16 protein-coding genes and 2 pseudogenes are annotated in these 24,814 nt (G+C 61.2%); 8 read left to right on the top strand and 10 right to left on the bottom strand.

What is annotated here, in order from left to right; all coding sequences use genetic code 11:
• Positions 1-2 precede the first annotated feature (2 nt).
• The 3 genes from LB572_RS17625 to LB572_RS17615 form a co-directional block, all read right to left on the bottom strand.
• The gene (locus LB572_RS17625) at positions 3-902 is read right to left on the bottom strand and encodes an ABC transporter permease (protein ID WP_140806675.1); all 900 of its coding nucleotides are present in this window, start codon (positions 900-902) and stop codon (positions 3-5) included.
• Positions 899-1,885, bottom strand: coding sequence for an ABC transporter permease (locus tag LB572_RS17620; RefSeq protein ID WP_224668579.1), 987 nt, complete (start codon positions 1,883-1,885; stop codon positions 899-901). The genes LB572_RS17625 and LB572_RS17620 overlap by 4 nt, the downstream gene beginning before the upstream one ends.
• A gap of 72 nt (positions 1,886-1,957) precedes the next feature.
• Positions 1,958-3,538: an ABC transporter substrate-binding protein gene (locus LB572_RS17615; RefSeq protein ID WP_224668578.1), complete on the bottom strand. Its 1,581-nt coding sequence runs from the start codon at positions 3,536-3,538 to the stop codon at positions 1,958-1,960.
• Positions 3,539-3,657: 119 nt separating this feature from the next.
• Between LB572_RS17615 and LB572_RS17610 the strand changes: the two genes are divergently transcribed.
• The 6 genes and pseudogenes from LB572_RS17610 (at position 3,658) to LB572_RS17585 (ending at position 10,442) form a co-directional block, all read left to right on the top strand.
• Positions 3,658-4,377 (top strand): TetR family transcriptional regulator C-terminal domain-containing protein, encoded by a 720-nt coding sequence (locus LB572_RS17610; RefSeq protein WP_318014042.1) that lies wholly within the window; start codon positions 3,658-3,660, stop codon positions 4,375-4,377.
• A gap of 54 nt (positions 4,378-4,431) precedes the next feature.
• Positions 4,432-5,832, top strand: a complete 1,401-nt coding sequence (locus tag LB572_RS17605; protein ID WP_140802664.1) for an aminotransferase — start codon at positions 4,432-4,434, stop codon at positions 5,830-5,832.
• Positions 5,833-5,888: 56 nt separating this feature from the next.
• A complete protein-coding gene (locus tag LB572_RS17600; RefSeq protein ID WP_140802665.1) occupies positions 5,889-7,946 on the top strand; it encodes an NADH:flavin oxidoreductase in 2,058 nt (685 codons plus the stop codon).
• Positions 7,943-8,961 (top strand): annotated as a pseudogene (locus tag LB572_RS17595) (FAD-dependent oxidoreductase); the annotation flags it as partial. The gene LB572_RS17600 and the pseudogene LB572_RS17595, both read left to right, overlap by 4 nt.
• Before the next feature lie 141 nt (positions 8,962-9,102).
• On the top strand, positions 9,103-9,489 hold the full coding sequence (locus LB572_RS17590) for a hypothetical protein (RefSeq protein WP_224668673.1): 387 nt from the start codon (positions 9,103-9,105) through the stop codon (positions 9,487-9,489).
• Complete coding sequence (locus LB572_RS17585) at positions 9,480-10,442, top strand: ornithine cyclodeaminase family protein (protein WP_224668576.1); 963 nt, start codon at positions 9,480-9,482, stop codon at positions 10,440-10,442. The genes LB572_RS17590 and LB572_RS17585 overlap by 10 nt, the downstream gene beginning before the upstream one ends.
• 36 nt (positions 10,443-10,478) lie before the next feature.
• Here LB572_RS17585 and LB572_RS17580 read toward each other — a convergent pair whose 3' ends face one another.
• Positions 10,479-14,489: an AAA and adenylate/guanylate cyclase domain-containing protein gene (locus tag LB572_RS17580; RefSeq protein WP_224668575.1), complete on the bottom strand. Its 4,011-nt coding sequence runs from the start codon at positions 14,487-14,489 to the stop codon at positions 10,479-10,481.
• 143 nt (positions 14,490-14,632) lie between these two features.
• Here LB572_RS17580 and LB572_RS17575 point away from each other — a divergent pair, with 143 nt between their 5' ends.
• Positions 14,633-18,730 (top strand): GMC family oxidoreductase N-terminal domain-containing protein, encoded by a 4,098-nt coding sequence (locus tag LB572_RS17575; protein ID WP_224668574.1) that lies wholly within the window; start codon positions 14,633-14,635, stop codon positions 18,728-18,730.
• Positions 18,731-18,930: 200 nt separating this feature from the next.
• A complete protein-coding gene (locus tag LB572_RS17570; protein ID WP_224668573.1) occupies positions 18,931-20,439 on the top strand; it encodes an alkaline phosphatase D family protein in 1,509 nt (502 codons plus the stop codon).
• Between the two features lie 538 nt (positions 20,440-20,977).
• On the opposite strand, the gene LB572_RS17565 is transcribed toward LB572_RS17570, so the two are convergent.
• The 6 genes and pseudogenes from LB572_RS17565 to LB572_RS17540 all read right to left on the bottom strand — a co-directional run bounded on the left by LB572_RS17565 (position 20,978) and on the right by LB572_RS17540 (position 24,771).
• Entirely contained in the window at positions 20,978-21,676 is a 699-nt protein-coding gene (locus LB572_RS17565; protein ID WP_210242003.1) for a GntR family transcriptional regulator, read from the bottom strand.
• A 60-nt stretch (positions 21,677-21,736) separates the two neighbouring features.
• Positions 21,737-21,973: pseudogene (locus LB572_RS17560) on the bottom strand (SDR family NAD(P)-dependent oxidoreductase); the annotation flags it as partial.
• Positions 21,913-22,326 (bottom strand): histidinol dehydrogenase, encoded by a 414-nt coding sequence (locus LB572_RS17555; protein ID WP_140802671.1) that lies wholly within the window; start codon positions 22,324-22,326, stop codon positions 21,913-21,915. The gene LB572_RS17555 and the pseudogene LB572_RS17560, both read right to left, overlap by 61 nt.
• An 82-nt stretch (positions 22,327-22,408) precedes the next feature.
• Complete coding sequence (locus LB572_RS17550; protein ID WP_140802672.1) at positions 22,409-23,365, bottom strand: VOC family protein; 957 nt, start codon at positions 23,363-23,365, stop codon at positions 22,409-22,411.
• Between the two features lie 97 nt (positions 23,366-23,462).
• Complete coding sequence (locus LB572_RS17545; RefSeq protein ID WP_140802673.1) at positions 23,463-23,861, bottom strand: nuclear transport factor 2 family protein; 399 nt, start codon at positions 23,859-23,861, stop codon at positions 23,463-23,465.
• 16 nt (positions 23,862-23,877) lie between these two features.
• Positions 23,878-24,771 (bottom strand): VOC family protein, encoded by an 894-nt coding sequence (locus LB572_RS17540; protein ID WP_224668572.1) that lies wholly within the window; start codon positions 24,769-24,771, stop codon positions 23,878-23,880.
• Between the last annotated feature and the right edge of the window lie 43 nt (positions 24,772-24,814).

The raw sequence follows: 24,814 nt of genomic DNA, 5'->3' as shown, positions 1-24,814 counted from the left end.
GTTCAGCTATCATTGCGCAGTCCGCTCGTGACATCCAGGAACCAGTCTATGACGAAGTTGATGCTTACGGTCAGGATCGCGATCGCCGCGGCCGGAAGAAGGGGCGTGATATTGCCGTAGCTGATGAACGTCGCGCTCTCGCGCACCATCGTGCCCCAATCCGCGGATGGCGGCTGGATACCGAGGCCGAGAAAGGAGAGAGCCGAGATGGTCAGGAACACGAAGCAGAAGCGCAGCCCGAATTCCGCCAGGAGCGTCGGAAGCACGTTGGGAAGGATTTCCTTGGTGACGATCCACCAGGTGCTTTCCGCGCGCAGATAGGCCGCCTCGATATATTCCATCACCACGACGTTGCGGGCGAGCAAGCGGGACAGACGGAAAATCTGAGTGGCGTTGAGCATGGCGATGATCAACACGATGCTGGTGATGGATGACCCGAACAGGGCCAGCAGAATGAGCGCGAAAATCAGTTGCGGGATCGCCATCAGCGTGTCGGCGACCACCGACAGGACATTGTCGAACCAAGGCGACGAGATAGCCGAGAAAATGCCCAGCCCCGCCCCCACGACAAATGCGAGCGAGGTTGTGATGAAGGCGATACCGACGGAATTTCGCGCGCCGTAAATCAGGCGGCTCAGCACATCGCGCCCCATTTGATCGGTACCGAGCAGATGCGCGACGCTCCATGCAGCGAACGGTTCGCTGGAAACCACGTCGGACTCGCCGAAAGGCGCCAGCAGGGGCGCGAACACCGCCATGGCGACATAGATTGCAATCACGACCAGGCCGATCCGGGCTGAAAGCGGCGTCTTCCTGAGGCCATCGCGAAACAACGATAGACGAGAGCGGCGATACCTGATCGGCGAGGTGTCGCCGCCCTGTCGGTTGGCTTGGAAGGTCATCGTGGATGAGCCAGTCTGGGGTTCGTGGCGATCGCGACTATGTCTGCCAACAGGTTCAAAAGGACATAAGCCGTGGCGAAGATGAGCGCACAGGCCTGAACGACCGGAATATCGCGTGAGCGGACGGCGTCCACCATCGCCTGGCCGATGCCCGGATAGACGAAGACGACTTCCACCACGACCACGCCGACGATCAGATAGGCCAGGTTGAACGCCACGACGGCCGCGATGGGCGCCCATGCGTTAGGCAACGCGTGGCGAAGGACGATGTCGCGCGTTGTGACACCCTTCAGCTTCGCCATTTCGACATATGGCGCGGAAAGCAGGTTGATGATCGCGGCCCGCGTCATGCGCATCATGTGGGCGATGATCCCGAGGCTGAGCGTCGCGATCGGCAAGGCGAGGCGCAGCGCGATCTCGGATGCCGTCATGTTCGGCGTTATGCGCGCCAGCGAATAGAAGATCGGCAGCTTCACGGCGAAGAGGAGCATGAGGACATAAGCGACGAAGAACTCCGGAAACGATATGCCGACAAGCGTGACCGTGTTGAGCAGGCGATCCACCCAACTGTTGCGGCGGATCGCGGCGATCATGCCGAGCGCCAGGGCAAGCGGGACGCAGCAGATCGCGGTTATGGCCGCCAGGAAAAGCGTATTCTTCAGACGCGGGCCGACAATGCTGACGACCGTCCGCGGTGTGCCGGAGCCTGAGGAGAACGACATCCCCAGATCTCCAGTGAGGGTCTTGCCGATCCATTTCGCATAGCGCTCCGGCAGGGGGCGGTCCAAGCCGATCGATTTCTGAAAGTTGGCGACCGTCTCCGGCGTCGCCGCGCGGCCCAGGGCGACCTTGGCGAAGTCGCCGGGCAGAACCGCGATCGCCGCGAAGATGATTAGGGAGACGAGGAACAGGGTGACGAAACCGGATCCGACCCTGATAAGCGCCGTTCTCGCCAAAGGTGGAAGGTTCAGCCGCTGCAACAATCTGGCCTTTCGAAAATCGGCTGGCGACAAAGCGCCAGCCATCCGGTCGGGTGAGACGCGTCAGGCCCGCGGTCAGGCCAGCCACCAGCGCTCCGCCATCCGGAAATTGTCGCATTGAAGCATATTGCCGATCTTGCCGTGGGTGATCTTCTTCGACAGCGCGTCCATGAACAGCGCATATGCGATGACGAGCGCTCCGCCGTCGTCGTGCAGGATCTGCTGCATCTCGCCGTACATCGCCTGACGCTTGGTCTTGTCGGACTCCGCCCTAGCCTTGACGAGAAGTTCATCGAAACGTCCATTGCTCCAGGCGGTATCGTTCCAGGGCGCGCCGGTCGCGTAGGTCGTCGTGAACAGGGAATCCAGCGTCGGCTTGCCCAGCCAGTCGACGCCCACGAAGGGCTTGTGCTGCCAGACATTATCCCAATAGCCATCGTCCGGCTCACGGATGACGTTGATATCGATGCCCGCCTTGGCAGCATGTTCCTTGAACAGCAAAGCGGCATCGATCGCGTTCGGGAAGGCGGTTTCGGCGACGGAAAGATCCACCGACAGCGTGGTTAGTCCCGCCTTTGCCAGATACGCCTTGGCCTTGGCGACATCATATTCATGGATCGGCTCGGGATTCACCGCGAAAGCGATCTGGGGAGCGGCCGGATCGTCGTTCGCGACCTTGGCGTTGCCCAGGAACGCCTTGTTGATGACGTCGTTTCGATCGATGGCGTGCTTCAGGGCCTGACGCACATCCGGATTGTCGAATGGCGCGGTCTTGGTGTTCATGCTGAAGCTGAAGTGGCGCAGCCCGCTCACCCGGGTGATCTCGATATCCGGATTCTGCTCGAGCATCTTGAGCGTCTTTATGTCGACATCGACCATGTAATCGATCTCGCCGGTCAGCAAGGCATTGGTGCGGGCGGCGACGTCGATGATGTTGACGAATTCGATCGCGTCGAAATAGGGCTGACCGGGCTTATGATAGGCGGGATTGCGCTTCATGCGCACCGAAATGCCCGGCTGGTTGTCATCGATCATGTAGGGGCCGGTCGCGACGCCCTTCTCCCAGGCGACGCCGCCTTCAGGCTTGGCCGGCAAGATCACCAGATGAACGTCCGCGGTGAGGTAAGGGAAGTCCGCGTTCCCACCGCTCAAGGTGAAGACCACCTTGCGGTCGCCATCGGCCTTGATGTCCACGATCGAATCGACCAGCGCCTTCACAGCCGACGACGAAGACGGCCCCATATGATGGCGGTAGGACTGGATGACGTCATTGGGCGTGACGGGCGTGCCATCATGGAACTTGAGGCCCGGCCTCAGCGTGTAGGTCCAGACCTTGAGATCGTCCGAGGGGGCGAAGCTCTCCGCGAGGTCGGGCGCTGCCGCGCCCTCCACGTCCAGTTCCGTCAGCGCGTTGCACAGCGTGCCGCCGAAGATCACCTGCGTATAAGAGTTCTGCCAGGTCGCCGGATCGTAGGAATCCGTCTGCGTGCCGTCATTGATGGCGAACTTCACCGAGCCACCCTGCTTGGGCTCGGCGCGCGCCACGGAAGTCTGCGCCATAAGCGATGCGCTCAAAGCCAGCATGCCAACGGCGCCCATGAACTGGCGACGGGTCGCCGTGAACCCGGCGAGGCCCCGATCCTGCTTGTCCTGCATGTCATTCCCCTTTGTTTTTTTGCTCTTTGAAGGCGGCACCCGTTCGATCCGGAACCGGCACCCGCCTTTTTCATCTGGCTCGCAATATCAGTTTCGAAATCTGATCGGTCAATAAAAATATGATCGATCAATCAAAAAAATCTCCCGAAAACACCATTGACGACAATCACATAAAGTTCATAGCATCGCATATGGGATCAAAAAAAAATGAGATATCGAACCATAGCGCGCAGCGCCGCAAGCAGTTGCTGGAGGCCGCTTGCGCGGTGATAGCCAGACGCGGCCTGTCCGGAATCACGGTCAACGACATCGCCAACGAAGCCGGGTGCAGCTATGGCGTCATCGCCTTTCACTTCAAGACGAAGGAACGCCTGCTGCTTGCCGCCCTCAATGTCGTGGCCAGCAAGTATGAGGCGGTTTGGTCCGAGGCCATGGCGGCCGCTCCGAGCTCTCCCGCCGAGCGGTTGCGCATCCTGCTTGAAGTCGATTTCGATCCAAGGATAGCCAGGGCGGCCGATCTTGCGGTCTGGATGGCCTTCTGGGACGAGGCTCCGCGTGTCACTGCCTATAAGAGGCGCTGCAGCGAGCTGAAACGCCGATCCCTGCAGTCGATTACCGACCTGGTCTCGGAACTTGCCACGCTCAGGTCTCTCGACATCAACGTCGAAGCGGTGTCCCAGGGCCTTTATGCCATCACCGACGGCTGCTGGATATTCGGGCACGTCACCGGCCAGAACGGCCCCCAGGACCGCAAGCGCTACAGGCAGATTTGCCTGACATTCCTGTCGGCATTCTTCCCGGACGATTTCAGCCCGATGCCTGTTGCATCGCCTCGCTGAAGCGGCCCGCCCAATCGGCAACAACACACAACAAGACAAGAGAAGACAGTGCACATGTATTCAGAGACCGGATCCCAGTGGAATGTCGCGGAACTGGAAAGCGCCGCGCACCGCCACCTCATCAGCCCTGCGGAGGAACTGGCCAAGCTTGGCACCGCCGGCGGCCGGCCTCTGTTCACTTCGGCCGACGGCATCTACATCACCGACAGTCGCGGCCGCAGGATGATCGACGGCCCTGCCGGAATGTGGTGCACGCAGGTCGGCTACAACTGCAAGCCCATTGCCGATGCGATCGCCGCGCAGGCGCTGCGCATCTGCTACAATTCGCCCTGGTATTCCCTGAACGGCCCGTCGGCCGAGCTGGCAAGGCGCATTTCCGAATTCGCTCCGGGCGACCTCAACCATGTGTTCTTCACCACCGGCGGCTCGTCGGCGGTGGATTCGGCGCTTCGCTTCGTCCAGTTCTTCAACAATGTGCTGGGGCGTCACAGCAAGAAGAAGATCATCTGCCGTATCGACGGCTACCACGGAAGCTCGCATCTTACCGCGGCCTGCTCGGGCCGCGCCGGAAACCGCCCCAATTTCGACCTGGAGCTGGATAACGTCACCTTCATCTCGGCGCCGAACCGCTACCGCCATCCGCAGGGCGGCGACGAGGCCGCTTTCCTCGAATTCCTAGTGGCCGAGTTCGAAGAGCGGATCGAGAGCCTCGGCCCGCAGAATGTCGGCGCCTTCCTGGCCGAGCCCGTGCTGGCTTCGGGCGGCGTCATCGTGCCGCCCAAGGGTTATCATCGCCGCTTCCGCGATATCTGCCGCAAGCACGACATCCTCTATATCTCCGACGAGGTCGTGACCGGCTTCGGCCGCTGCGGCGAATGGTTCGCGTCCGAGAAGGTGTTCGACATCGTTCCCGACATCATCACCTTCGCCAAGGGCGTGACTTCGGGCTACGTGCCGCTGGGCGGCTTCGTCATTTCGGACGCCGTGCTGGGTCGCATATCGGGCGAGAACGCGAAGGGAAGCGCCTACACCAACGGCTACACCTATAGCGGCCATCCTGTGAGCTGCGCCGCGGCGCTCGCCAACATCGAGGTCATCGAGCAAGAAGGGCTGCTCGAACATGTCCGCGAAATCGCTCCCTATTTCCAGGAGCAGTTGCGCAAGCTCGGCGAGATTCCCCTTGTCGGCGACGCGCGCGGCATCGGTCTCCTGGGTTGCGTCGAATGCGCCACCGATCCGCACGCGCCGGCCGCGACGGATTTCGACAAGGCCGTCGCGCTGCGCATCGATCGGCTTTGCTACGAAAACGGCCTGATCGTGCGGCCTATCGGCAGCATGTGCGTGCTCTCGCCGGCGCTGATCATCAAGAAGGAAGAGATCGACACCATGATCTCGATCCTGCGCGACAGCATCGAGAAAGTGCAGGGAGAGATCCGGGCGGAAGGCAGGTTCTGAACGACGCCCGTTTCCGTACCTCCGCTCCAGAGCAAGCACGAGCCATGGATCCGGCAATGCCCCAGTCACATTCGTCTTCGAGCGCGCCAGCAGGCGGCAAGGATCCCCTGCTGCAGCCGCTGACCATCAAGAAGCTGGTGCTGCGCAACCGCATCATGAGCACCAGCCACGCCTCCTTCATGGAGGAAGGCGGCTTCCCGCTGGAACGTTACCAGCGCTATCACGAGGAGAAGGCCAAGGGCGGGCTGGCCCTGACCATGTTCGGCGGCTCCTCCATGGTGGATGTGGATTCGAACTGGGGCGGCGGACAGATCAACATCGCCACCGATGAGATCATCCCGCACCTGCAGCAGTTCTCGCAGCGCATCCATGCCCACGGCGCGGCGCTGATGTGCCAGATTTCGCATCTGGGTCGCCGCGCGGACGCCACGACCAGCAATTGGCTGCCGGCAATCGCTCCCTCCCGATCGCGCGAGACGCAGCATCGCGCCTTCTCCAGGGAAATGGATGAATATGACATTGCGCGCGTCGTCAAAGCCTATGGCGACGCGGCCGCGCGCTGCGTGGAGGGAGGCCTGGACGGCGTCGAGACGCTGACCGGAGGCCACCTGATCGGCCAGTTCTTCTCGCCGCGCACCAATTTCCGCACCGACCGCTTTGGCGGCTCGGTGGAAAATCGCGTTCGCTTCGGCCTCATGGTGCATGAGGAAATCCGCAGGCGCGTCCGCGACGACACTGTCGTCAGCATGCGCTTCGTCATCGACGAGGCGAGCGAGGACGGCCTGAATTTCGAGGACTGCCTCGAGATCGCGCGGATCTTCGAACGCGAAGGGCTTATCGACGTGTTCAACTGCATATTCGGCAGGATGGATACGGTCATCGCGCTGGCCGAACAGAACATGCCGGGCATGTCGCAGCCTCTCTCCCCTTTCCTCTCACGGGTCGGGATGTTCCGGCAGCATACCAAGCTTCCGGTCTTCCATGCCGCCCGCATAACCGACCTCGCCACGGCGCGGCACGCCATTCGTGACGGGCTGCTCGACATGGTCGCCATGACGCGCGCCCACATGGCGGACCCGCAGATCGTCAACAAGCTGATGCGCGGCGAGGAAGACCGCATCCGCCCCTGTGTTGGCGCCTCCTATTGCATGCACAAGAAGGTGAACTGCATCCACAATCCGGCCTCGGGCCGCGAGACGATTTTGCCGCAGGTCATCGAACCAGCCGATCACAGCCGCAAGGTGGTTGTCGTCGGCGGCGGCCCCGCCGGCCTCGAAGCCGCGCGTGTGTGCGCCGAACGCGGCCATCGGGTGGTGCTTTTCGAAGCGTCGAGCAAGCCCGGCGGGCAGGTTCTGCTCGCCTGCCGCGCGACCTGGCGCAGGGACCTGATCGGCATCGTCGACTGGCGGGTATCCGAACTGGAGCGTCTTGGCGTGGACGTGCGCTGCGACGTCTACGCCAGCGATGCCGATGTGCTGGCCGAGAAACCGGACAGCGTCATCGTCGCTACCGGCGGCCTGCCGGACCTCGATTGGCTGCCTGGCGCGGAGCATTGCGAAAACATCTGGGACGTGTTGAGCGCCAGCACCCATCAGGGGGGAGACGTCATGCTCTATGACGGAACCGGCAGGCACGAAGGAATATCGACGGCGCTGCACCTGGCCGAGCAGGGAGCGTCCGTCCATCTCGTCACCATCGACGACAGCCTCGGGCAGGAGATCGAATATTCCTCGCGCGCGGTCTACCGCAAGCAATTCCGCCAGCGCGGCATAAAGGTGACCGTCGACCACCATCTTGTCAGGGTCGAACGCAACGGCTCCAACCTCCTGAACGCTGTCTTCAGGCACGAGCTGACCGGACAGGAACTGGAGATTTCCGCCCCTCGCATCATCGTCGAGCGCGGCACGCAGCCTCTCGACGAGGTCTTCAACGCGCTCCGCGATCTCTCCAGCAACAAGGGCGTGACCTCGCTGCCGGCGCTAATCAGCCCAACAGAAGCGCGAGAGGTCACTGACACTGGAGGATTCGAGCTGCACCGCATAGGCGATGCTGTTGCCAGCAGGAACATCCACGCCTCCATCTACGAGGCATTCCGCCTGTCGCTCACCCTATGAACCAGGCCTCGTCGTTTCAGGTCGCCGTGATCGGCGGCGGGATCACCGGCGCCAGCGCCGCCAACCATCTGGCCGCTGCCGGTTTCCGAACCGTGCTTCTCGAGCGCGGAGATTTCGCCTCCGGCACGTCGAGCCGCTCCAGCCGCCTGCAGCATTGCGGCTTGACGTATTTCTCGCCCGGACGCTCGATCTGGAATTTCCTTCTCAATCCCCGCATGGCGATCGAGCATCTCGAACTGGCAAGGCGCGCGATGCGCGACCGATCGCGTTTCGTTCGGGCGACGCCGGAACGGGTGCGCCCCGTGCGCTTCTACACACCGCTCTATCGCAACGACGGCATCCCGGCCTGGAAGGCACGGCTGGGCTTCCGGTTGCTCGAACTGCTCGATCCCGGTGGCGTGCCACTCGATTTCGAGCTGCTCCGTTCCGAAGAGGCGGCAAGTGAACCCGCGCTTCGCCACCTGCGTGACAGGCAGGACCTGGTCGGCGCGGTCAAGTTCACCGAGTACCAGTTCGACTGGCCCGAGCGCATCTGCCTCGACACCGTCATGAATGCCCGCGATTGCGGCGCGCAGGTGCGCAATTACGCCGAGGTCGTCGCCATCAGACAGGCTGCGGATGGCAGGTGGCATCTCGATGTCGCCGACAGGCGCGGCCGAGCCGAGGAGGCCAAGTCCGTGTCGACGGTGGTCGCCGATTGCATCGTCAACGCGACCGGCGCCTGGGTCGATGAAACAGCGTCCCGATGCGGCCTTTCCGTCCCTCGCGTGAACCAAGGGCTGAAGGGAACCAACATCGTCGTGCGCCTGCCGGACGAATTCCGCAGTCTGGCGGTAGAGACCGCCTGCCCGATGGCAATCCCTTCTATGTCATCCCCTGGGGCAACCTGCATTATTTCGGGCCGCGCGACGAACCATGCGACCCATCGCCGGATGGTTTTCGCGCCGACGAACCGACCATACTCGCGCTCCTTCAGGATTTCAGGTCGGTCTTTCCGTCCCTTCCCATCGCGCGCGAAGATGTCCTCTACAGCTGGGCCGGGGTGCGGCCCAGAACAGCGCGCGCGGGCCATCCGGACGGCTGCGAGGCGGTTCTTCTGCACGATCTGTCAAAACCGGGCGGGGCAGCCTACTACACCTATACAGGCGGCCTGTTGATGACGCATCGGAACGCCGGCGCCAGCATCGCCGAGGCGGTGTCGAAGCGCATCCGGCCCGAGCATCCCCGCCGCCCCGTCTCCTACGCTGCCCGGACCGCCAAGCCTGCCTCGGCAAACGACCATTCCACCTTGGGCGAGACGGGAATCGACATCGAGCATTTGCGACAGGTTGCCCGCGAGGACATGGTTTTCCATCTCGACGACCTCCTGTTTCGGCGCTTTCCGCTCGGATGGTCGGAGCGGCTCGGCCTGGATATCGCTCGGCAAGCGGCCGAGGCGATTGCCGACCTCATGGGCTGGTCGCCAGCCGATGTCACGCGGGAGGTCGATCGATACAACAATCTTGTCGCGCGGGAATTCGGGAGAACGACGCCATGCATCTGATCGACGGCCCGACCGTGCATGAACTCCTCGGCTACCGCAGCCTCGTCGATGCGCTGCGCCTCGCGCATCAGGCTCCGATGCCGGAGGTTCAGGAGGTCGTGCTCAGCGAGCCCGGAGGCGACAATGCGCGCAATCTGATCGTGTTGCCGGCCTGGCAGCGGGGCGCGCTTCTTGGGGCGAAACTGGTTACCGTCTTCCCCGAGAACCCGTCCCGCTCCGAACCGGTGCCGGCAAATCAGGGAATCTACGCCGCCTTCGATGCCGAGAGCGGAACCCCGGTGATGGTGGCGGACGGCACGGCATTGACGCTCCGCAAAACGGCCGCCGACTCCGCTCTCGGGGCGGATCTTCTGGCAAGGCCGGACGCCCGCAGCCTGCTGATGATCGGCGCCGGCGCGCTGGCGCCTCACGTTATCAGCGCGATGCTCGCGGTCCGTCCATCCATCAACGCCATCCGCATCTGGAACAGAACACCGGAACGGGCGAAAGAGATAGCCGCCGCGATGGCCCGAGACGGATTTCCGATAGAAGTGGCCGAGCGGCTTGACGACGCTCTTTGCGAAGCCGACATCGTCTCGAGCGCGACGATGGCGGAAGTCCCGTTGATCCACGGGGATGTGCTTCGTCCCGGTTGCCACGTCAACCTGATCGGCGGCTGGAACCCCCAGATGCGGGAAGCGGACGATCGGACGATCGAGCGCGCGAGGCTGTTCACCGACAGCCGTTCTCAATGCGGCTCGTGCGGCGACTTCATGCAGCCGGTGGAGAGCGGGGTCATGACATGGGACGATATCGAGGCCGACCTCTTTGAATTGTGCGGCAGCTCAAATCTGCGCCCTATTTCACCGCAGGACATTACTCTTTTCAAGAATTGCGGCGGCGGTCACCTCGACCTGTTTGTCGCTCAGGAATTGATCCGGAAAATTCGGCACCGCACCAAGGCCAATGCGTAGAGAATCAGACCTGGTGGGAATTGCCGAATCGAGCTGTTAAACCCGATCCAGTCGGCGTCTCATCTCGGCCGCGATTATCGACGCGTCGCGAAGCAATGCAAGGCGCTGAGCGGCCGCGAGCCCACGTTTCCACGCAGAGACCGCGAGTTCATTGCGTCCATCCAGCCAATGCGCCACACCGACCCACAACTCATGCTGTGGGCCACCGACGGGAAACACGCGACGATAGCGCTTGAGTTCATGCAGGGCTTGCCGCTCCCAGTGCCGCCATTGATCGTATTCCCGCGACAGGCCTGCCTCGCGGCCGCGCAGGAGCACTTCTATGACACCGGTCAGGCCAGGAAGCGTGCTGTGTACAGTCGGTCGGCCCATATCGCGAAGTAGACGCAGCGTCTCCACAACGGTCCGGACACTCTCCGCATGTTGCCCAATGCGAGCGAGCGCCAGCGCGAGCGAGCCTTTCGCCGAAACCATGTCGGCGAGATCGGCGGACCCGACCATTGCGGACGTGGTCAGCCGCAGAATGTCGACCGCCTCCCGCGGGCTGTCCGCCTGAAGGACGCACAAGGACTTGCATCGCAGCGCCCAAATTTCCTGCTGGAGGTTTCCGCTGTTCTGCGCCCGTGAAAGCAATGCTTGGGCAGTGTGCTCCAACTCACCCGAGTGCCCCCGGTAGTACAATGACCAGAAGCGAATGGCCTGCGCGTTACACCAACTCAGTTGATCCCCCGCCTGGAGACAAAGCTCCTGGGACTGATCGAGACGGCGATCCACCATCATCCAATCGCAATGACCGATACGCCACAACGCATCGAGGTTGCAGAGGTGCGAATGGATCGATGGGTCTGCCAGCGTGATCGCGACCCGTTCCGCCCGCGCCATGAAATAGCGGCAGGCGCGCCGCCACCCGAGAATCCCTAAACCACACGCGAGTTGTGCTGACGCCACCGCCACCTCGGTTGTGACTCCAGTCCGCTCTGCGTAGGTGACAGCTGCAACTGTGTGCGAGAAAGCGCGCGAGAAACGAAGTTCGAAAAAGTCCACGACAGCAGCCTGGTTCAGGCAGCGAGTGAGCTCCTGTTCCCAAGAAACCGTAGCTTCGTCCCGACCTGATCGCGCCGAGGGAGGAAATATCTGTTGGAATGCAAGGCGCCCCCCGCTTCCGAGCAGTCGGGTCAGAAGAGCCATTGACGAGCGTGGAACTGGCTCGCCCGCCAATTTTAGCGCTCGTCTGACAGAAATGCCCTGACCATGAAGGTCGCCACGGCTATATTGAGCCTCGCCCAGCTGCCTACGCCAACGCACTGCCTGGAGCCTTTGAACGGCACTCCAAGGCTGCTCGGGCTCGTAGTTCAGGCAGATTCCCAGGAATGACTCGACCTCGCGAAATGCACCGATCTGCAGGGCCTTTGTCGCGGCAAGATTTGCGTATCTCACTGCTTTGAGGCCATCCCCCGCGGCTTCGAAGTGCTGGACAAGTGTTGCGATATCAGCGCCCGTGGCAGCCGACTGGCTTGACTCCATCCATGCAGCCAATGCTCCATGAAGCCGCTGGCGCACTTCGCCGTGGATTGCGCCATAGACGACGTCCCGGATCTGATCATGGCGGAACTCATAACTCGCTGAGCCGACGACTTGATGCACGAGATGTGCGGCCGCCAGCGAGTCGACGGCTGCGGTAACCGCGTCGCGGTGCAGCACGCCCTTGAGCAAGGTCACTAGCGCCTCACGGCTGAAAGTACGGCCAATCACGGCCGCCGCCTTGATCGCGTCTTGCGCGCCGGCGTCGAGCCGATCGACGCGCTCGCGAATGACCCGTTCGACACCATCGAAGTACTTGAGGCGATCCAGTGGCCGAATTGGGCGCCAGGAGCCATCGCGCAAAGCGATGAGACCCTGACTCTTGAGCGTGAGAACTATCTCCTCTGCAAAGAACGGGTTGCCGCCAGCCAATGCACACACCCGGTGCAAGAGTTCATCATGTGGCGGCGCATCGCCCAGCGTGCGGGCGACCAATTCGCAGATTGATGCGTCGCTGAGTTCCTCGAGATCCAAGATACGACAAAAGCGAGCCGGATCGTCGGTGTCGGTTGCGCCTGCATTCATGCCAGGTGCTTCGGCCCGCTTGCGCAGGTTTTTCAGCTGCTCCGGTACCTCGTCCGAGCGCACGCACAAGATCAAAAGCAGCGATGTCAAGGAGGATAGAACCCACTCCACGAGACGCCAGGATGCCGAATCCAGCCACTGACTGTCCTCCAGCACCAATACCAGCGGGCGGGGCGACAACGTATCCATAAGATCGCCCAGAAGTCGCATGGTCGCATCGGCGCGATTGGCTCCCTCCAAGTGCCTTGTCGCTTCGTTCTGCGGAATTTCGACGCCTAGCACATCCGCGAGCAAAGGCAGCCGCGCGACGATCGACGGGTGGCCATGAATACGCTCGGTGACACGTTGAAGAATCGTCACGCCGTCGCTTTCGGAGAGTATCCCGAGAACGGCCGCAAACAGGCGTCGCCAAGGCAAGAACGATGTGCGGCGATCGTCACGTTCGGCGTCAGCCACAAAGACGGCGGTCGGCATCAGCCGCAGTTCATCTGTGAAGGCCTTGATTAAGGCAGTCTTGCCAATGCCGGACTCGCCCAGGATCACAACTAAACGCCTGCTTCCTTCCCGGGCTTCGCGAAATGCACGTTCCAAGGCCGCCATTTCGCTTTGCCGGCCAAGGAGAGCGGTAGTGTTGTCTTCGGGAGCGCGTTGGTCCGCTGGACAAAAGACGGTCGCCATTTCGCCTAGCCCTTCGAGCTGCAGCGTGCCACGCTCCTCGAAGCGAAATGACCTCCGGCTGGCTCTTTCGGTCGGCGCATCGCATAGAATGGTCGTCGATGCGGTCATCAGCCGAGCTGCCCGATTCACGGCGGCTCCGAACACCATTAGCTGCCGCCTGCGGGCGCTGCCGACGACACTGAAATGCGCATCGCCAGTAGCTACTCCCACCGACGCCGAAAGCCCCAAATGTTGAACTGTCAGGCTGATCGCGCGGGCAGCATCGACCGCTCGGCTAGGATCATCGCGGTGAAAGCTGCCCCGCGCTCCGAAAGCCGCGAAGAAAACCAAGCCCTTGTCATCCAGGAGCAGTTCGCCGGCCGGCCCGCCTCGCGAACGCAAATCTTCCTGCAAGGCTGCGTATAGCGATTGGTAGCGAGCAAGGTCCTGAGGTTGGCCATAGTCGAGCCCGACTATTCGCGCGAACAAGGCAGTGATCGGTCTTATTTCGGCAAGGGTGTCCAGGTGGATGGCTGTCCGGCGATTTTCCACGGAGCGGAGCGGGATGGCGCTGCCTCCGGTTGCCGGGCTCGATCCGACATCAGTGATCAGATCCCTGAGTTGCACAGGCAGAAACCTCGCCAGCCAGTCGGCTGGGGGAGGTATCGTCGCTCGGGCATCCAGATAAGGGCGCGATCCGTGCAGCCCCGTTAGCGCCAAGCTTGCCTTCTCCGAAACCACATATTCCCATCGGCGTGCGGCAGCTTGGGAGCGGGCAGCTTGCACCACCGCGCTGCCCCCGGCGAAGAGGGTCCAGACGCGTTGGCTACCCAACACCGCGGCCCAGAGCGGCCCGGCGCCGACACCAACGTGCAGTGCCGGTGCGACGTCACTTTCGCCGTTGTCCGAACGGTCATTCTGGCTACCGCAGATGGCCTCGGCACAAGCGGTTGCCGCTTTTACAGCGCCTGCAAGCCCGTCGGCGTCCGCCGCCCAATAGGCCAGCAACTCGTCGCCTGCGAGATATAAAACCTCTCCGCCACGCTCGTGCACTTGTTCCACACAGCGTGAGTACGACCGGTTGAGCAGGTTTGGAATTCGTTCAAGTCCTTCCTGTCCCCGGCGCGCCAGCTGCTCGACCAGCGCGGTATACCTCGACACATCGACAAACATCACGGCGGCCGGAAACTCGACCGCTACCGGACCATCGGAGCGAGCCGCGTGAAGTCTCCCGAGTAACTTAAGAGGAAGGAAACTCTCCAGTAGCGCGTGAGTCTCCGTCATGGCCTCCCCCCGCAGTCGCGGCCAACAGCCCCAAGAATAGGACGTCGCAGACATCCTTAAGGCTACCACAGTATGACGGGTGCGGCTTCCTGACGTTACATCAAATTTCGCATATAGTTCAGGCCCAATGTTGGGAGGGGCCAATGTCCATCGATCCCGAAGGCGCAGCCGAACCACCACGCGGAACAGTTTGGCTTTCGCGAGGGCTCGAAGCATTGGCTGTCGATATGCCTCAGATAGCAAACCCGCGGAGAAGACGCGCCAAGGACGAGTTTGATTTCGACATTGTCATAGTTGGCAGCGGCTATGGCGGCTCTGTTGCCGCCGCCGAACTTAGCAACTGCAAGGATGCTCAGGGAAACCCGTTGAGCATCTGCCTTCTGGAACGCGGCAAGGAGTACCTGGCGGGAATGTTCCCGGCCCGCATGGCCGACCTGGCGGGGCACGTCCGCTTCACGACGCCATTCGCGGAGCGGCAGCGCGGGGTGTTCGACGGACTGTACGACATGCGCTGGAGCGACGACGCGGCCGCGCTTATAGCCTCTGGCCTGGGCGGCGGCTCGTTGATCAATGCCGGCGTCATGGAGATGCCTCACCCGCAGATCTTCCAGGAGGCGCGCTGGCCTTCCGAAATTCGCAAAGAACCCAAGCTTGCAGAGACGGCTGAACGACTGCGCGCTTGGCTGGGAGCCAAGGCAACGGATGTCGCCGACACCCCTTCCTTAGCCAAAACCGACGCACTTGGCAGGTTGGCTGACGGGAAGGCACGATCCGCCCATATTACCGTTGCGTCCCGTTGCCACACAAATTCCGCCGGGGTTGCGATGAGTCCCTGCCGCCGCTGCGGCGACTGCGCGACGGGCTGCAACTATAACGCCAAAGAATCTCTCGATCTGAACTTGTTGCGCCTTGCCCAACAAAGCGGAGTCCGCATCGTCACCGGCGCAACCGCCCTGCGCGTTTGGCCATTGAAAAATGGATGGCAGGTGGACGTCAACCACACGGACGGGCAGTTGAGAGACCGCCAGCGGAAGCCATTTGCGCTGCGGGCAAGGCGGGTGGTTCTCGCTGCCGGAACTTTCGGCTCGACGGAAATCTTGATGCGCTCGCAGGATGACCGGACAAGATTCTCCGATCAGTTGGGTCGCAAGTTTTCCGCCAACGGGGATATGCTTGTGGTAGCGCACGCCCTGGCGACCCGGGTCAATGGCGTTGCCGATGAAACGCAGTCTCCTGCTCCTGACGCTGCCGACGACAGCGGCCGCGCGATCGGTCCGACCATAACCGCGATGATCGATCTGCGCGAAGGCAACGCGGACACCGATCTGGTGATTCAAGACCTGGCGGTGCCGGGACCGCTGCGGCGCATTTTTGAAGAGAGCACCACCACATTCGATGTGCTCAATCGTGTGGCCGAGGGCGATTGGGGGAAGCACGAGCCAAATTCCTCATGGGTCGACGACGCTGCAGTCGATCCCAACGCCATCGCGAACTCCCTTGTGCTGGCGATGATCGGCCGCGACGATGCGGAGGGCGAACTGGCCCCGGGCGGCGCCATAGCCGACAACAGCGATGGAATGCTCACCGTGCGATGGCCGGAGTTGCGATTGGACCCGCGGTTCGAGAAACATCATGCACGTCTTGGCGATATGCTTCAAAGATCGGGGTTGGGCGGGCGTATTGTGAACAATCTGCTTTGGCGTCCATTGTCAGATCGATTGGAAGCCGTATTCGGCCGCCAGCGGGGCCCCCTGGTCACGGTTCACCCGCTTGGGGGATGCGCCATGGGTGATGACGTCCGGCAAGGCGTCACGGACCATTTCGGCCGTGTGTTCGACGCAGCCGGGGCCGGCCCTAACAGTCTTCATGAGGGGTTGATCGTGCTCGATGGCTCGATCGTGCCCACGTCATTGGGCATCAACCCTGCCCTGACTATCGCCGTCCTTGCGTTGCGCGCAATCAGCGCGCTCAAGGAGAAATGGCAACTCAGCGGCGGTCGCTTGACCGACAGTCATGTGCCCGGGAATTCCGCCGGCGTCGTCAGGCCGGTTTATTCCACGCCGCAGACCAACCCCAAACCTACTCCAACCAGGATCGAGCTGACCGAGCAGGTGCGAGGTCGGATACCCTTGGTGACGCGCGGCAGCGGCAGGGCAAGACCGCATATGGTCGAAGTGACCATCACCACGAAGCCGGTGGTCCTGCCCGATCTTTTTTCCTCGCAGACACCCGAAGGCCGCCGCTTGCGTATCGCCGACGGTCGATTGCGTATCCTGCGAGCAGGAAAGCGGTTCGACCCTGTCGCCGACAAAGCCTATGAAGCCGACGTCGCCGTCGAAGCCGAGATTTCGGGCACGCTGCGCCTTTTCGATCGCGAAGAGTCTGGTCCCGTTACTCGAACACTACGGGCTTTGCTGGCCTGGGCGGTCAACCGTGGATTTCGCGACGTCGCATATACCTGGATCGGGCACGGCCAGAAATGGTTACGTCTCAAGCCTCCCGACAGCGCAGGGCCATCAGGCGTCGGACCGTTCGACATTCTGTACCTTTGTTCCCGGGCAGGCGCGGTGCGGCTGATCGAGTACGATCTGAGCATCGACAAGATCGTCAAAGCCGATGACCTGACGCCCGGGAAGGCCGCTGCCGATGCAGGGGGTGACAGCTCGATATTCCGACATGGGAAGATCAGAGCGGTTAAGCGGCTCACATATGGACGCGGCACCAGTCCGTGGACGCAGTTGATAGAGATGTCGGTCGTGGCTTTCCCTGGCATGCGCAAGACTGCGCTCGGCAGGAAACCACCGGTGCTGGAACTCAACAAGCGCTACCTTGCCCGGCAGCAGGTGCCCCTGCTGCGAATAGTCGGCCAGGAAAACAGGGTCGCCGCGCTGGCGGATTTGATGTCCTTCCTGCTTTACGGCCTACGCGTCGTCCTTCAGATACATGCGCTGAGTTTTCGCCGCCCCGACCCTCCCTCAGAGCGTGTGCCACAAAGGCTGCCCGGGACAATAACGGGCCTGCCAACCCCTCAAATCGAATGGCTGACCTTGGACAAGGCGATGCCGTCGGTTCGCATCCGCTTGGCGCGCTACAACGGTGCTCTCGCCAGATTTGGCCAGGGGGGTGTTTCTAAACGCCCGGTACTGCTCATCCATGGCTACAGCGCAAGCGGCACCACCTTTGCCCACACCGCCGTGCCCGGCAATCTTGCCCAGACATTGTGCGATGCCGGCCGCGACGTGTGGGTGCTCGACATGCGGTCGAGCTCGGGCCTGACAACAGCCACCGGCAACTGGCCATTCGAGACGATGGCCGAGCAGGATATTCCGATCGCCATCCGCCACGTGCTGGCTGTCACTGAGCAGGAAAAGCTCGATGTCGTCTGCCATTGCATGGGCGCGGCCATGTTCAGCATGGCAATACTTGGCGGATCGGATCAACAAGATCTACACCAGAAGATTGGGCGGGTGGTTTTTTCGCAGGTCGGACCGGCGATGCTCTTAAGCTCATCCAATGTGCTCGCCGCCTATATAATGCGGTATATTCGATACTTCCTTCAAGTTCAGGATTATGTGTTTAGCCCGCGCAGTGAAATCTCACTGCCCGGTCAATTGCTCGACCGCGCCCTTGCGGCGACGAGAATGCCGCCTGACGAGTTTCGGCGCGAAAATCCGATCTGGCCTCCGGGTAAGGTAACGCCCTGGGTCGGGACAAGGCATCGGATGGACGCGCTCTACTCGCGCACCTTTTCACTCAAAAACCTCTCCGACGCCGTGCTCGACCAAATCGACGACTTCTTCGGCCCGCTTAGCGTCGAGACGGTCTCGCAGGTTATCCATTTCGCCGGTTTCAACACCGTCACGAATAGGGCCGGCATCAATCGTTACGTGCTGCCCGATCGGGTAAGGGATCGACTGCGGTTTCCCATGATGTCGATCCATGGAGCGGAAAACGGTTTGGTTGACCCTTCGACGCTGAGGCTGATGCGAAATATGCTCGGAGAGGCCGGTGTGCCGCACTTGAATTCATCCTCGGAAGCCGTCGAAGAGCCACAATCAAAGGAAGCGATCAGGCAGGTTATCGATGAAAACCAGTCACATCTGGGTCTCGGCCAGCCTTCCTATCTGACCTGGTGCATACCTGGCCACGGCCATCAGGACTGCCTGATCGGCAAAGACGCCGCGTCGATCTGCGGCGTCATAGCAAAATACCTTGGAGTTCCAGACAACAGGTCGGTCTGATCAGGCGACCCGTCACACAAGCGGTGGAGTATTGAGCTTTGACGCGTTCTCTCCCCTACGAGGCCAGGGCCCCAGCATTCGGCGTTCGCATTGGGATCGAAGCCGGCAAGATCAGAGTTCAGGCAGCAGACAGCGGAGGGCGCGGGTTCCCTCACGCCGCCCTCCTTGTCCCCGTTCGCAGGACAGGAAATCGGCTCTGCATGGTCGAGACAGCGGCTGCACCTGGTCCCGACCAGATGGAACAAGGCGAGAGTTTGATTGGTCTTTACATGCCGCAAAGCGCGTCGCCCAACGCGTTCGATGTTCCGCTTCACGAATGGCCTCCCGCGGAACAAGTCCTGGTGCTTTTGCTATACGTACAGGCCGAGGGTATCGGCGGTCTTGCCCGGTTGCCGCGACTACCCGATTTGGCAGGTCAAACACCTGATGTCTTCGATACCGGCCCACATGCGCAGAAGGCACCGGACGAGGCCGTCCAGGCGGTTCGTGACGCGCTGGAGGCTGACACGCTTGACGACTTGCGTGGCGGCCTGATCATAGGCGATCCTGGGAAGCTGCGCCGGAGCTACGACCGCAAGAACGGCAGCCGGCCAACGCAAATTCGCTTCGCCCTCGCTAGCTGCCAGTATCCCAGTGACTTCCTCGACCATATGCCCAACGGCGAGCACGCCACACGAGGGCCAGCCGATGCCTCCCTGCTTGCGCTTGCCGATCTGCTGGGCGAAAGCGGCGCGCCGACCCTGCTGCTTCTGGCTGGTGATCAGGTATACATCGACGCAACCGCCGGTCTCTTCGACCCCAAGGTGACCGATGATCGCTTCCGAATGGCATATGAACGTCGCGGTCAAAGCCGCGGTGTGATGGCGGTAACGCAGCGCCTGAATCTGGTGGTCGAAACCATGTTGGACGATCATGAGATCCGGGACAACTGGGCCAATGACCCCGATCCCAAAATGCGTGGCAAAGACACCGATTTCAAGGCGGGAACACAGGCGTATCTTAAATATCAACGCGGCAAAACCGGGCGCCTTCCGGCTCATCTTTGGCGCAATTTCACCCACGATGGCGTGCCGTTCTTCCTCAGCGATACCCGCACCGAGCGTGAGGGGAGAACAGCCTTGAATTGCCACAAAGCGAAGATCATGGGGCCGAAACAGTTCGACGAGCTGTGCGCATGGCTGACCAAGCCCGAATACGCCGAGCTGCCTAAATTTGTTCTTACACCTTCAGCCATCCTACCACGTCGCAGAGAAGTGGCCGGACACCCCAGCTGTGCCCTGCATTCTGACGCGTGGGACGGATACCCGCGCTCCTTCCATGCGTTGCTCAAGTTTCTTTGCGACAAAGAGGTCGAGCGTGTGGTCTTCCTTTCAGGTGATGAGCACCTGTGCAACGTTGTTACCGCCCGGGTAACGAACTGTATTACTGAAAAACAGTGCACCCTGCATTCGGTCCATAGTTCGGGCTTGTACGCACCCTACCCATTTGCAAATGGCGTTCCCGACAATTTCCAGGCTGATGAAACCTTCCTCTTCCCCAATTCGACGAGCGGGCCATATTGCTGCGAAGTCCGTACAAGTTTTGTATCGGGCGATGGCTTCGCGCTGATAGCAGCTGACCGTAGCCAATCGGGTTGGCACCTGAATGTCGGTTTCTATGGAGCCAGCGGTCTTAAAGAGAATGGATCGTACCCACGAGAGCTGGGTTGACGACTGCAATGTTATTGGTGCGAGACGCCGCCAAGAATTCTTGGATGATGCCCCGGCTTCGCCTGACGCCGGAAGCCGATGGTACCGTTGGCTGGGATCACCACGTTGCAATTGCCATTGTTTTTGCTTAGTTTTTTGTCCTTGGCGACACGATTTGTATCACAATAGGTAGCACAAATTGTAGCACACTTGCTCGGCGGTTGCCGTAACGGTACCGCCCCCTGGCTACAAGGTATCACTGGCTATGTTCCTTGCGAGGCGCTCAATGACCGGATAGACGGCGTCGAGAATTTGGCCGGCCCGGAGGATGTCGTAAGGAACTTGATTTCATTGCGTTTTTCGTGGGCGAAATTCACGACCCCTCCCGTATCGTTCCGTATGGTTCCACAAGCAACCGGCGACTACCTGCCCGAAGTCTCGATCGCTGCTGCCTCAAGTCTTAGTCCATAGGTTCAAATCCGGGACGGGATTTTGAGCCTGTCGAGCCTGCTTGCGAAGTCCGGTCAACAGACGAACTCGGTTGCAGAGGTCGTTGTACCTAGGTCAGCCCGGTCGTGACGATCTGCGTTGTCGTCCACATATGCGATGCTATCTCCGCGCAGGCTCGTGTGACATCGCGGGCAATGACTGCATCTGCGATGTTTCTATGCTCTTGCGCCACATCGCGTTCGGCTCTGGCAAGCGGCACCGAGAGCTGCCGGTAGCGCTCGCTTTGATCGTAAAGCTGCCCGCGAATCCGAAGCAGCCAACGGTTGCCGCAGGCTGAAACCAAAGCACGGTGAAATTCTCGATGCGCCTTGACCCAGCGCTGGTCCAGAACAGCGGGGTCATCGGGCATCGTGTACGGCGTGTGGCTGAGACGATGGAGGGCGGCCACAATATCTGTCTCCCACTCAAGCCCGCCTTTCTCGATCGCAAGCTTGAGGCACTCCTGTTCGATGCGGACGCGAGCATCGGTCAATTCAGCGAGGTCTTCCGGAGACACGTCGGAAACCGTGTAGCCGCGCTGCGCCCTTGCGTCGACAAGGCCCTCGGCCGAGAGTTTCGACAGCGCTTCGCGGACAGCGCCCAAACTCACCTCATACTTCTGCACGAGGGCCTGGATGTTGATCTTGGATCCCGGAAGCATGCGGCACGAAATGATGTCGTGGCGCAGTTGCTCGTAAACGTCGTTGGCAATCGTGCGGGCTACCGAGTCCATCTCAATGTCGCTTGTCTGACCGTAGAAGTGATTCAAATGGATCTGGCATCGTGCCGCTTCTTGGCCAACTTGTATCGAATGTCAAACTTGCCAAAGTCATTCCGCCGTCCAACCGCCGTCGACCTTGATGGAAGTGCCCGTCATCAATGCAGCAGCGTCCGAAGCAAGAAAGACAACGGCCCCCGTCAGGTCCTCGACTCGACCGAGTCGGCCAAGCTTGACTTTGGATAATACCTCATCTCGAAAAGCTTTGCTTTCAAAGTAAGGAGCCGTCATCGGGGTCTCGATGAAGGTGGGGGCAATGCTGTTGACCCGGATGCCGTGCGGCGCGAGCCCGAATTCATCGGAATGTTGCGGTGGCCGAGCACCACCCCGGGCAGAGTCTCGACCTCGACATCCTTGAGGGCGGCCTTCTGGACTTCGGCAAAGCGGCGGATCTGCGCCTGCGCGAAGCGGATATCGTCCAGCTGGCGGGAAGACAGCGCCCCGACGCATGCATCGATCTCGTCCTGCGAAAGACGAAAGGACGGCGGCGACCACCGGTCGAACTTCTGCGACAGTTCCCGCAACGCAGTGTCTCCACGGGCCTCGACGTCGATGAGAACACTCTCGACCGCCCCGCGGACGGCGCTGGCATCGGTCGCCTTGGCTTCCGCGGATCGCCCCGACTTCAGTATTCTGATCATGCAATTTCCTTTGCTCTGCGTTCTTTGCCCGGAGCCTTATCCATCCCGACGGGCTGCAATGGTGTCGAAAAGCCCGTTTCGCCTACTCGGCCTCATAATTGCGCGCGAAGTCGTCAGGCGGAGTCGGCCCCCAGATGTAAAATGAATCCTGCGGATCGTGGTCCTTGGATTCCCAATCCATCTCGGCGGGGATGTAGTCGATGTCGCACGAGTACTCGGCGTAGCTGCCCCAGGGGTCGCGGATGTAGTGGAAGAAATTCGAACCAAGCACATGGCGCCCCAGTCCCCAGCCTCTCGAAAAACCCTTGTCGGCCATCTGCATCGCACCTTGCCCGACATTGTCGATCAGCGGCACGTCCCAGCTTGTATGATGGAGGCCAGGCGCCGATGATTTGACGAAGGCAAGCATGTGATGGTCGCTGCCGTGGCGGCCATGCAGGAATGCGATGTTGTCTCCCGAACGGTCGGACAGCCCCATGCCCAGGACCTCGGTGTAGAAGTCGATCGCCTTCTGGACGTCACGGGTGAAGATCAGGATGTGGGCAAGTCGGGTCGGGCGAACCTTCGCCGCCTTGCTGCGCAGCGGCGCGGCGACAACGCCGGCGGGCGTTGAGGCATGCCCCGACTGCGCCTTAAAGTCGGGCGACGTCTTGGCGGCGACGATCAGCTCGATGAGATTGCCGTCGTGGTCGCGGAACCACAATCCATTGGACTCGAAGCCCTGGGGCGGAGGCAACAGCTCCATCCCCTTGGCCTCCAGATGCAGTTTGAAGCGTTGGAAATCCTCGTCGAAGACGCCGAAGGACAGATGCTGCAGCTGCTTGCGCGAGCCTTGGACAAAGAAGCCCCAGTCGTGGTCGATCCCTTCCGTGCGCACCGCATAGCCCGAGCGATGGTTCACCACGTCGAGACCGAAAGCCTGATGAAAGCGCTCGGCCTCCTTGAGGTCGGGAACGGCCAGCACGAAATGGTTGACGGAGTGGATGCCGAGAATGCCCTCGCCGCCCGCTTCAAGCTGCCGCTTGCGAATTGCCGTCATTGTTCATCCTCCGCCCGTCGCATCCGACGTCCTCACTTCCGTCGAACCTCACACATCGTTACAAAAAATATATTTTTAAGTCAATGATACGATCTAACTACTTCCGAAAGGGTGTCGGCTGATAGGCGATCAGACGCCACCGGTCCTTGCTTTTTCCCCAGACCGCCATGCAGGAATTGTCGATCTCGCGGACCGCGGCTCCAACCGTCGCCTTCGCGCGCATGGTGCCGGCGACGACGGCCAGGCCTTCCCGCACGACGATGCGTTCGCTGCTGTGATGGATTTCGTGATAGACGAAGAACCGGTCTGCGACTTTTTTCAGATAACCCGCCTTGTCGTCACGCTCTCCGAAGGAGTGCGTGTAGACCAGGTCGTCATCAAGGAGATCCGCAAGCGTTGCGACATCGGACGCCAGCATCGCCGAATAGCGTTTCTCCTCGAGGCCCTCGATGACGCGGCGAACCTCATCGGCAAGGTCTACTTTTTGCAAATCCATGATTTTCCTCCCGATTTCAGGCAGCGATCGGCGCGGCGAACGGCATAAAATGCTCCGTCCAAAGGCGGGGCGGCAGTGCGCCCCAGCGGTTCACGACCTTGGGATTTGACAGGTTTTCACCCGGGTCGGCAATCCTTGGCTGATGGTTCTCGTCTTCGATGACTTCCATCTCGGCGATGCATTCCACCATGAACCCGGACCGGTCGATGTAGTAGGCGAACAGATTGTCGCCAGCGCCATGGCGGCCAGGTCCCCAGACGAGGAAGCGTCCCTGTGCGTCAAGCATATCCCCCAGCCGCTTGAAATCGTCGAAACTGGCGAACTCCCAGCTGAAGTGGTGCAACCCGCTTGGTCCTTTGACGGTCGCGACCGTGTGGTGCCGGTTGTCGGCCGCACGCATCCAGACGATTTCATGGCCGGTGGTCCTCTCCGACTGCCGAAGCCCGAGCACGGCTTCGAGCTCCCGGCTGATCGCCTTCGAATCCCTGCTCGACAGGTTCACGTGATCGAGGCAGCGCGGACGGATGCCCGGGCCCGTGTGACGGACCGGCTGCGTGAGCGGCATCGGCGTGTGGACCTCAAAGACATGGCCTTCGCTGGTCGCGAAAGTGACGGAGCGCTCGATGCACGCAAGCGAGGGACGCTCGGACAGAATCTTGAGGCCAGCCTGTTCGGCACGGATACGTACCGCGGCGACCGCCTCGCTATCATGGGCCTGCAGCCCGATCGATCGAACGCTGTCGCTATCGCCGGCATGCAGGACGAGTTCAGCTTGACGCTGGTTCGAGGTCAGCAACGCGCGTCCTCGCTCCCGTTCGACGACGCGGGCGCCTGCGATCGTGCAAGCGTCTTCTATCGCAGTTTCGATATCCGCCACGTTGAGGGCGACATAGCCCAGCCGCTGAACCATTGGTCTCATCAAATCCTCCCGAGATATGCTTTTTGGCCGCCGC

The sequence above is a fragment of the Mesorhizobium sp. BH1-1-5 genome, from assembly GCF_020165615.1.
Lineage (GTDB): Bacteria > Pseudomonadota > Alphaproteobacteria > Rhizobiales > Rhizobiaceae > Mesorhizobium.
This window is presented reverse-complemented; position numbering and strand designations above follow the sequence as displayed.

Excerpts from the sequence above, each read along its gene's own strand:
- LB572_RS17575 (WP_224668574.1), top strand. The coding sequence starts at position 14,633 with ATGTCCATCGATCCCGAAGGCGCAGCCGAACCACCACGCGGAACAGTT.
- LB572_RS17550 (WP_140802672.1), bottom strand. The coding sequence starts at position 23,365 with ATGACGGCAATTCGCAAGCGGCAGCTTGAAGCGGGCGGCGAGGGCATT.
- LB572_RS17590 (WP_224668673.1), top strand. The coding sequence starts at position 9,103 with ATGACGCATCGGAACGCCGGCGCCAGCATCGCCGAGGCGGTGTCGAAG.
- LB572_RS17610 (WP_318014042.1), top strand. The coding sequence starts at position 3,658 with ATGATCGATCAATCAAAAAAATCTCCCGAAAACACCATTGACGACAAT.
- LB572_RS17545 (WP_140802673.1), bottom strand. The coding sequence starts at position 23,861 with ATGGATTTGCAAAAAGTAGACCTTGCCGATGAGGTTCGCCGCGTCATC.
- LB572_RS17555 (WP_140802671.1), bottom strand. The coding sequence starts at position 22,326 with ATGATCAGAATACTGAAGTCGGGGCGATCCGCGGAAGCCAAGGCGACC.
- LB572_RS17585 (WP_224668576.1), top strand. The coding sequence starts at position 9,480 with ATGCATCTGATCGACGGCCCGACCGTGCATGAACTCCTCGGCTACCGC.
- LB572_RS17570 (WP_224668573.1), top strand. The coding sequence starts at position 18,931 with ATGGTCGAGACAGCGGCTGCACCTGGTCCCGACCAGATGGAACAAGGC.
- LB572_RS17580 (WP_224668575.1), bottom strand. The coding sequence starts at position 14,489 with ATGACGGAGACTCACGCGCTACTGGAGAGTTTCCTTCCTCTTAAGTTA.
- LB572_RS17615 (WP_224668578.1), bottom strand. The coding sequence starts at position 3,538 with ATGCAGGACAAGCAGGATCGGGGCCTCGCCGGGTTCACGGCGACCCGT.
- LB572_RS17605 (WP_140802664.1), top strand. The coding sequence starts at position 4,432 with ATGTATTCAGAGACCGGATCCCAGTGGAATGTCGCGGAACTGGAAAGC.
- LB572_RS17600 (WP_140802665.1), top strand. The coding sequence starts at position 5,889 with ATGCCCCAGTCACATTCGTCTTCGAGCGCGCCAGCAGGCGGCAAGGAT.
- LB572_RS17625 (WP_140806675.1), bottom strand. The coding sequence starts at position 902 with ATGACCTTCCAAGCCAACCGACAGGGCGGCGACACCTCGCCGATCAGG.
- LB572_RS17540 (WP_224668572.1), bottom strand. The coding sequence starts at position 24,771 with ATGGTTCAGCGGCTGGGCTATGTCGCCCTCAACGTGGCGGATATCGAA.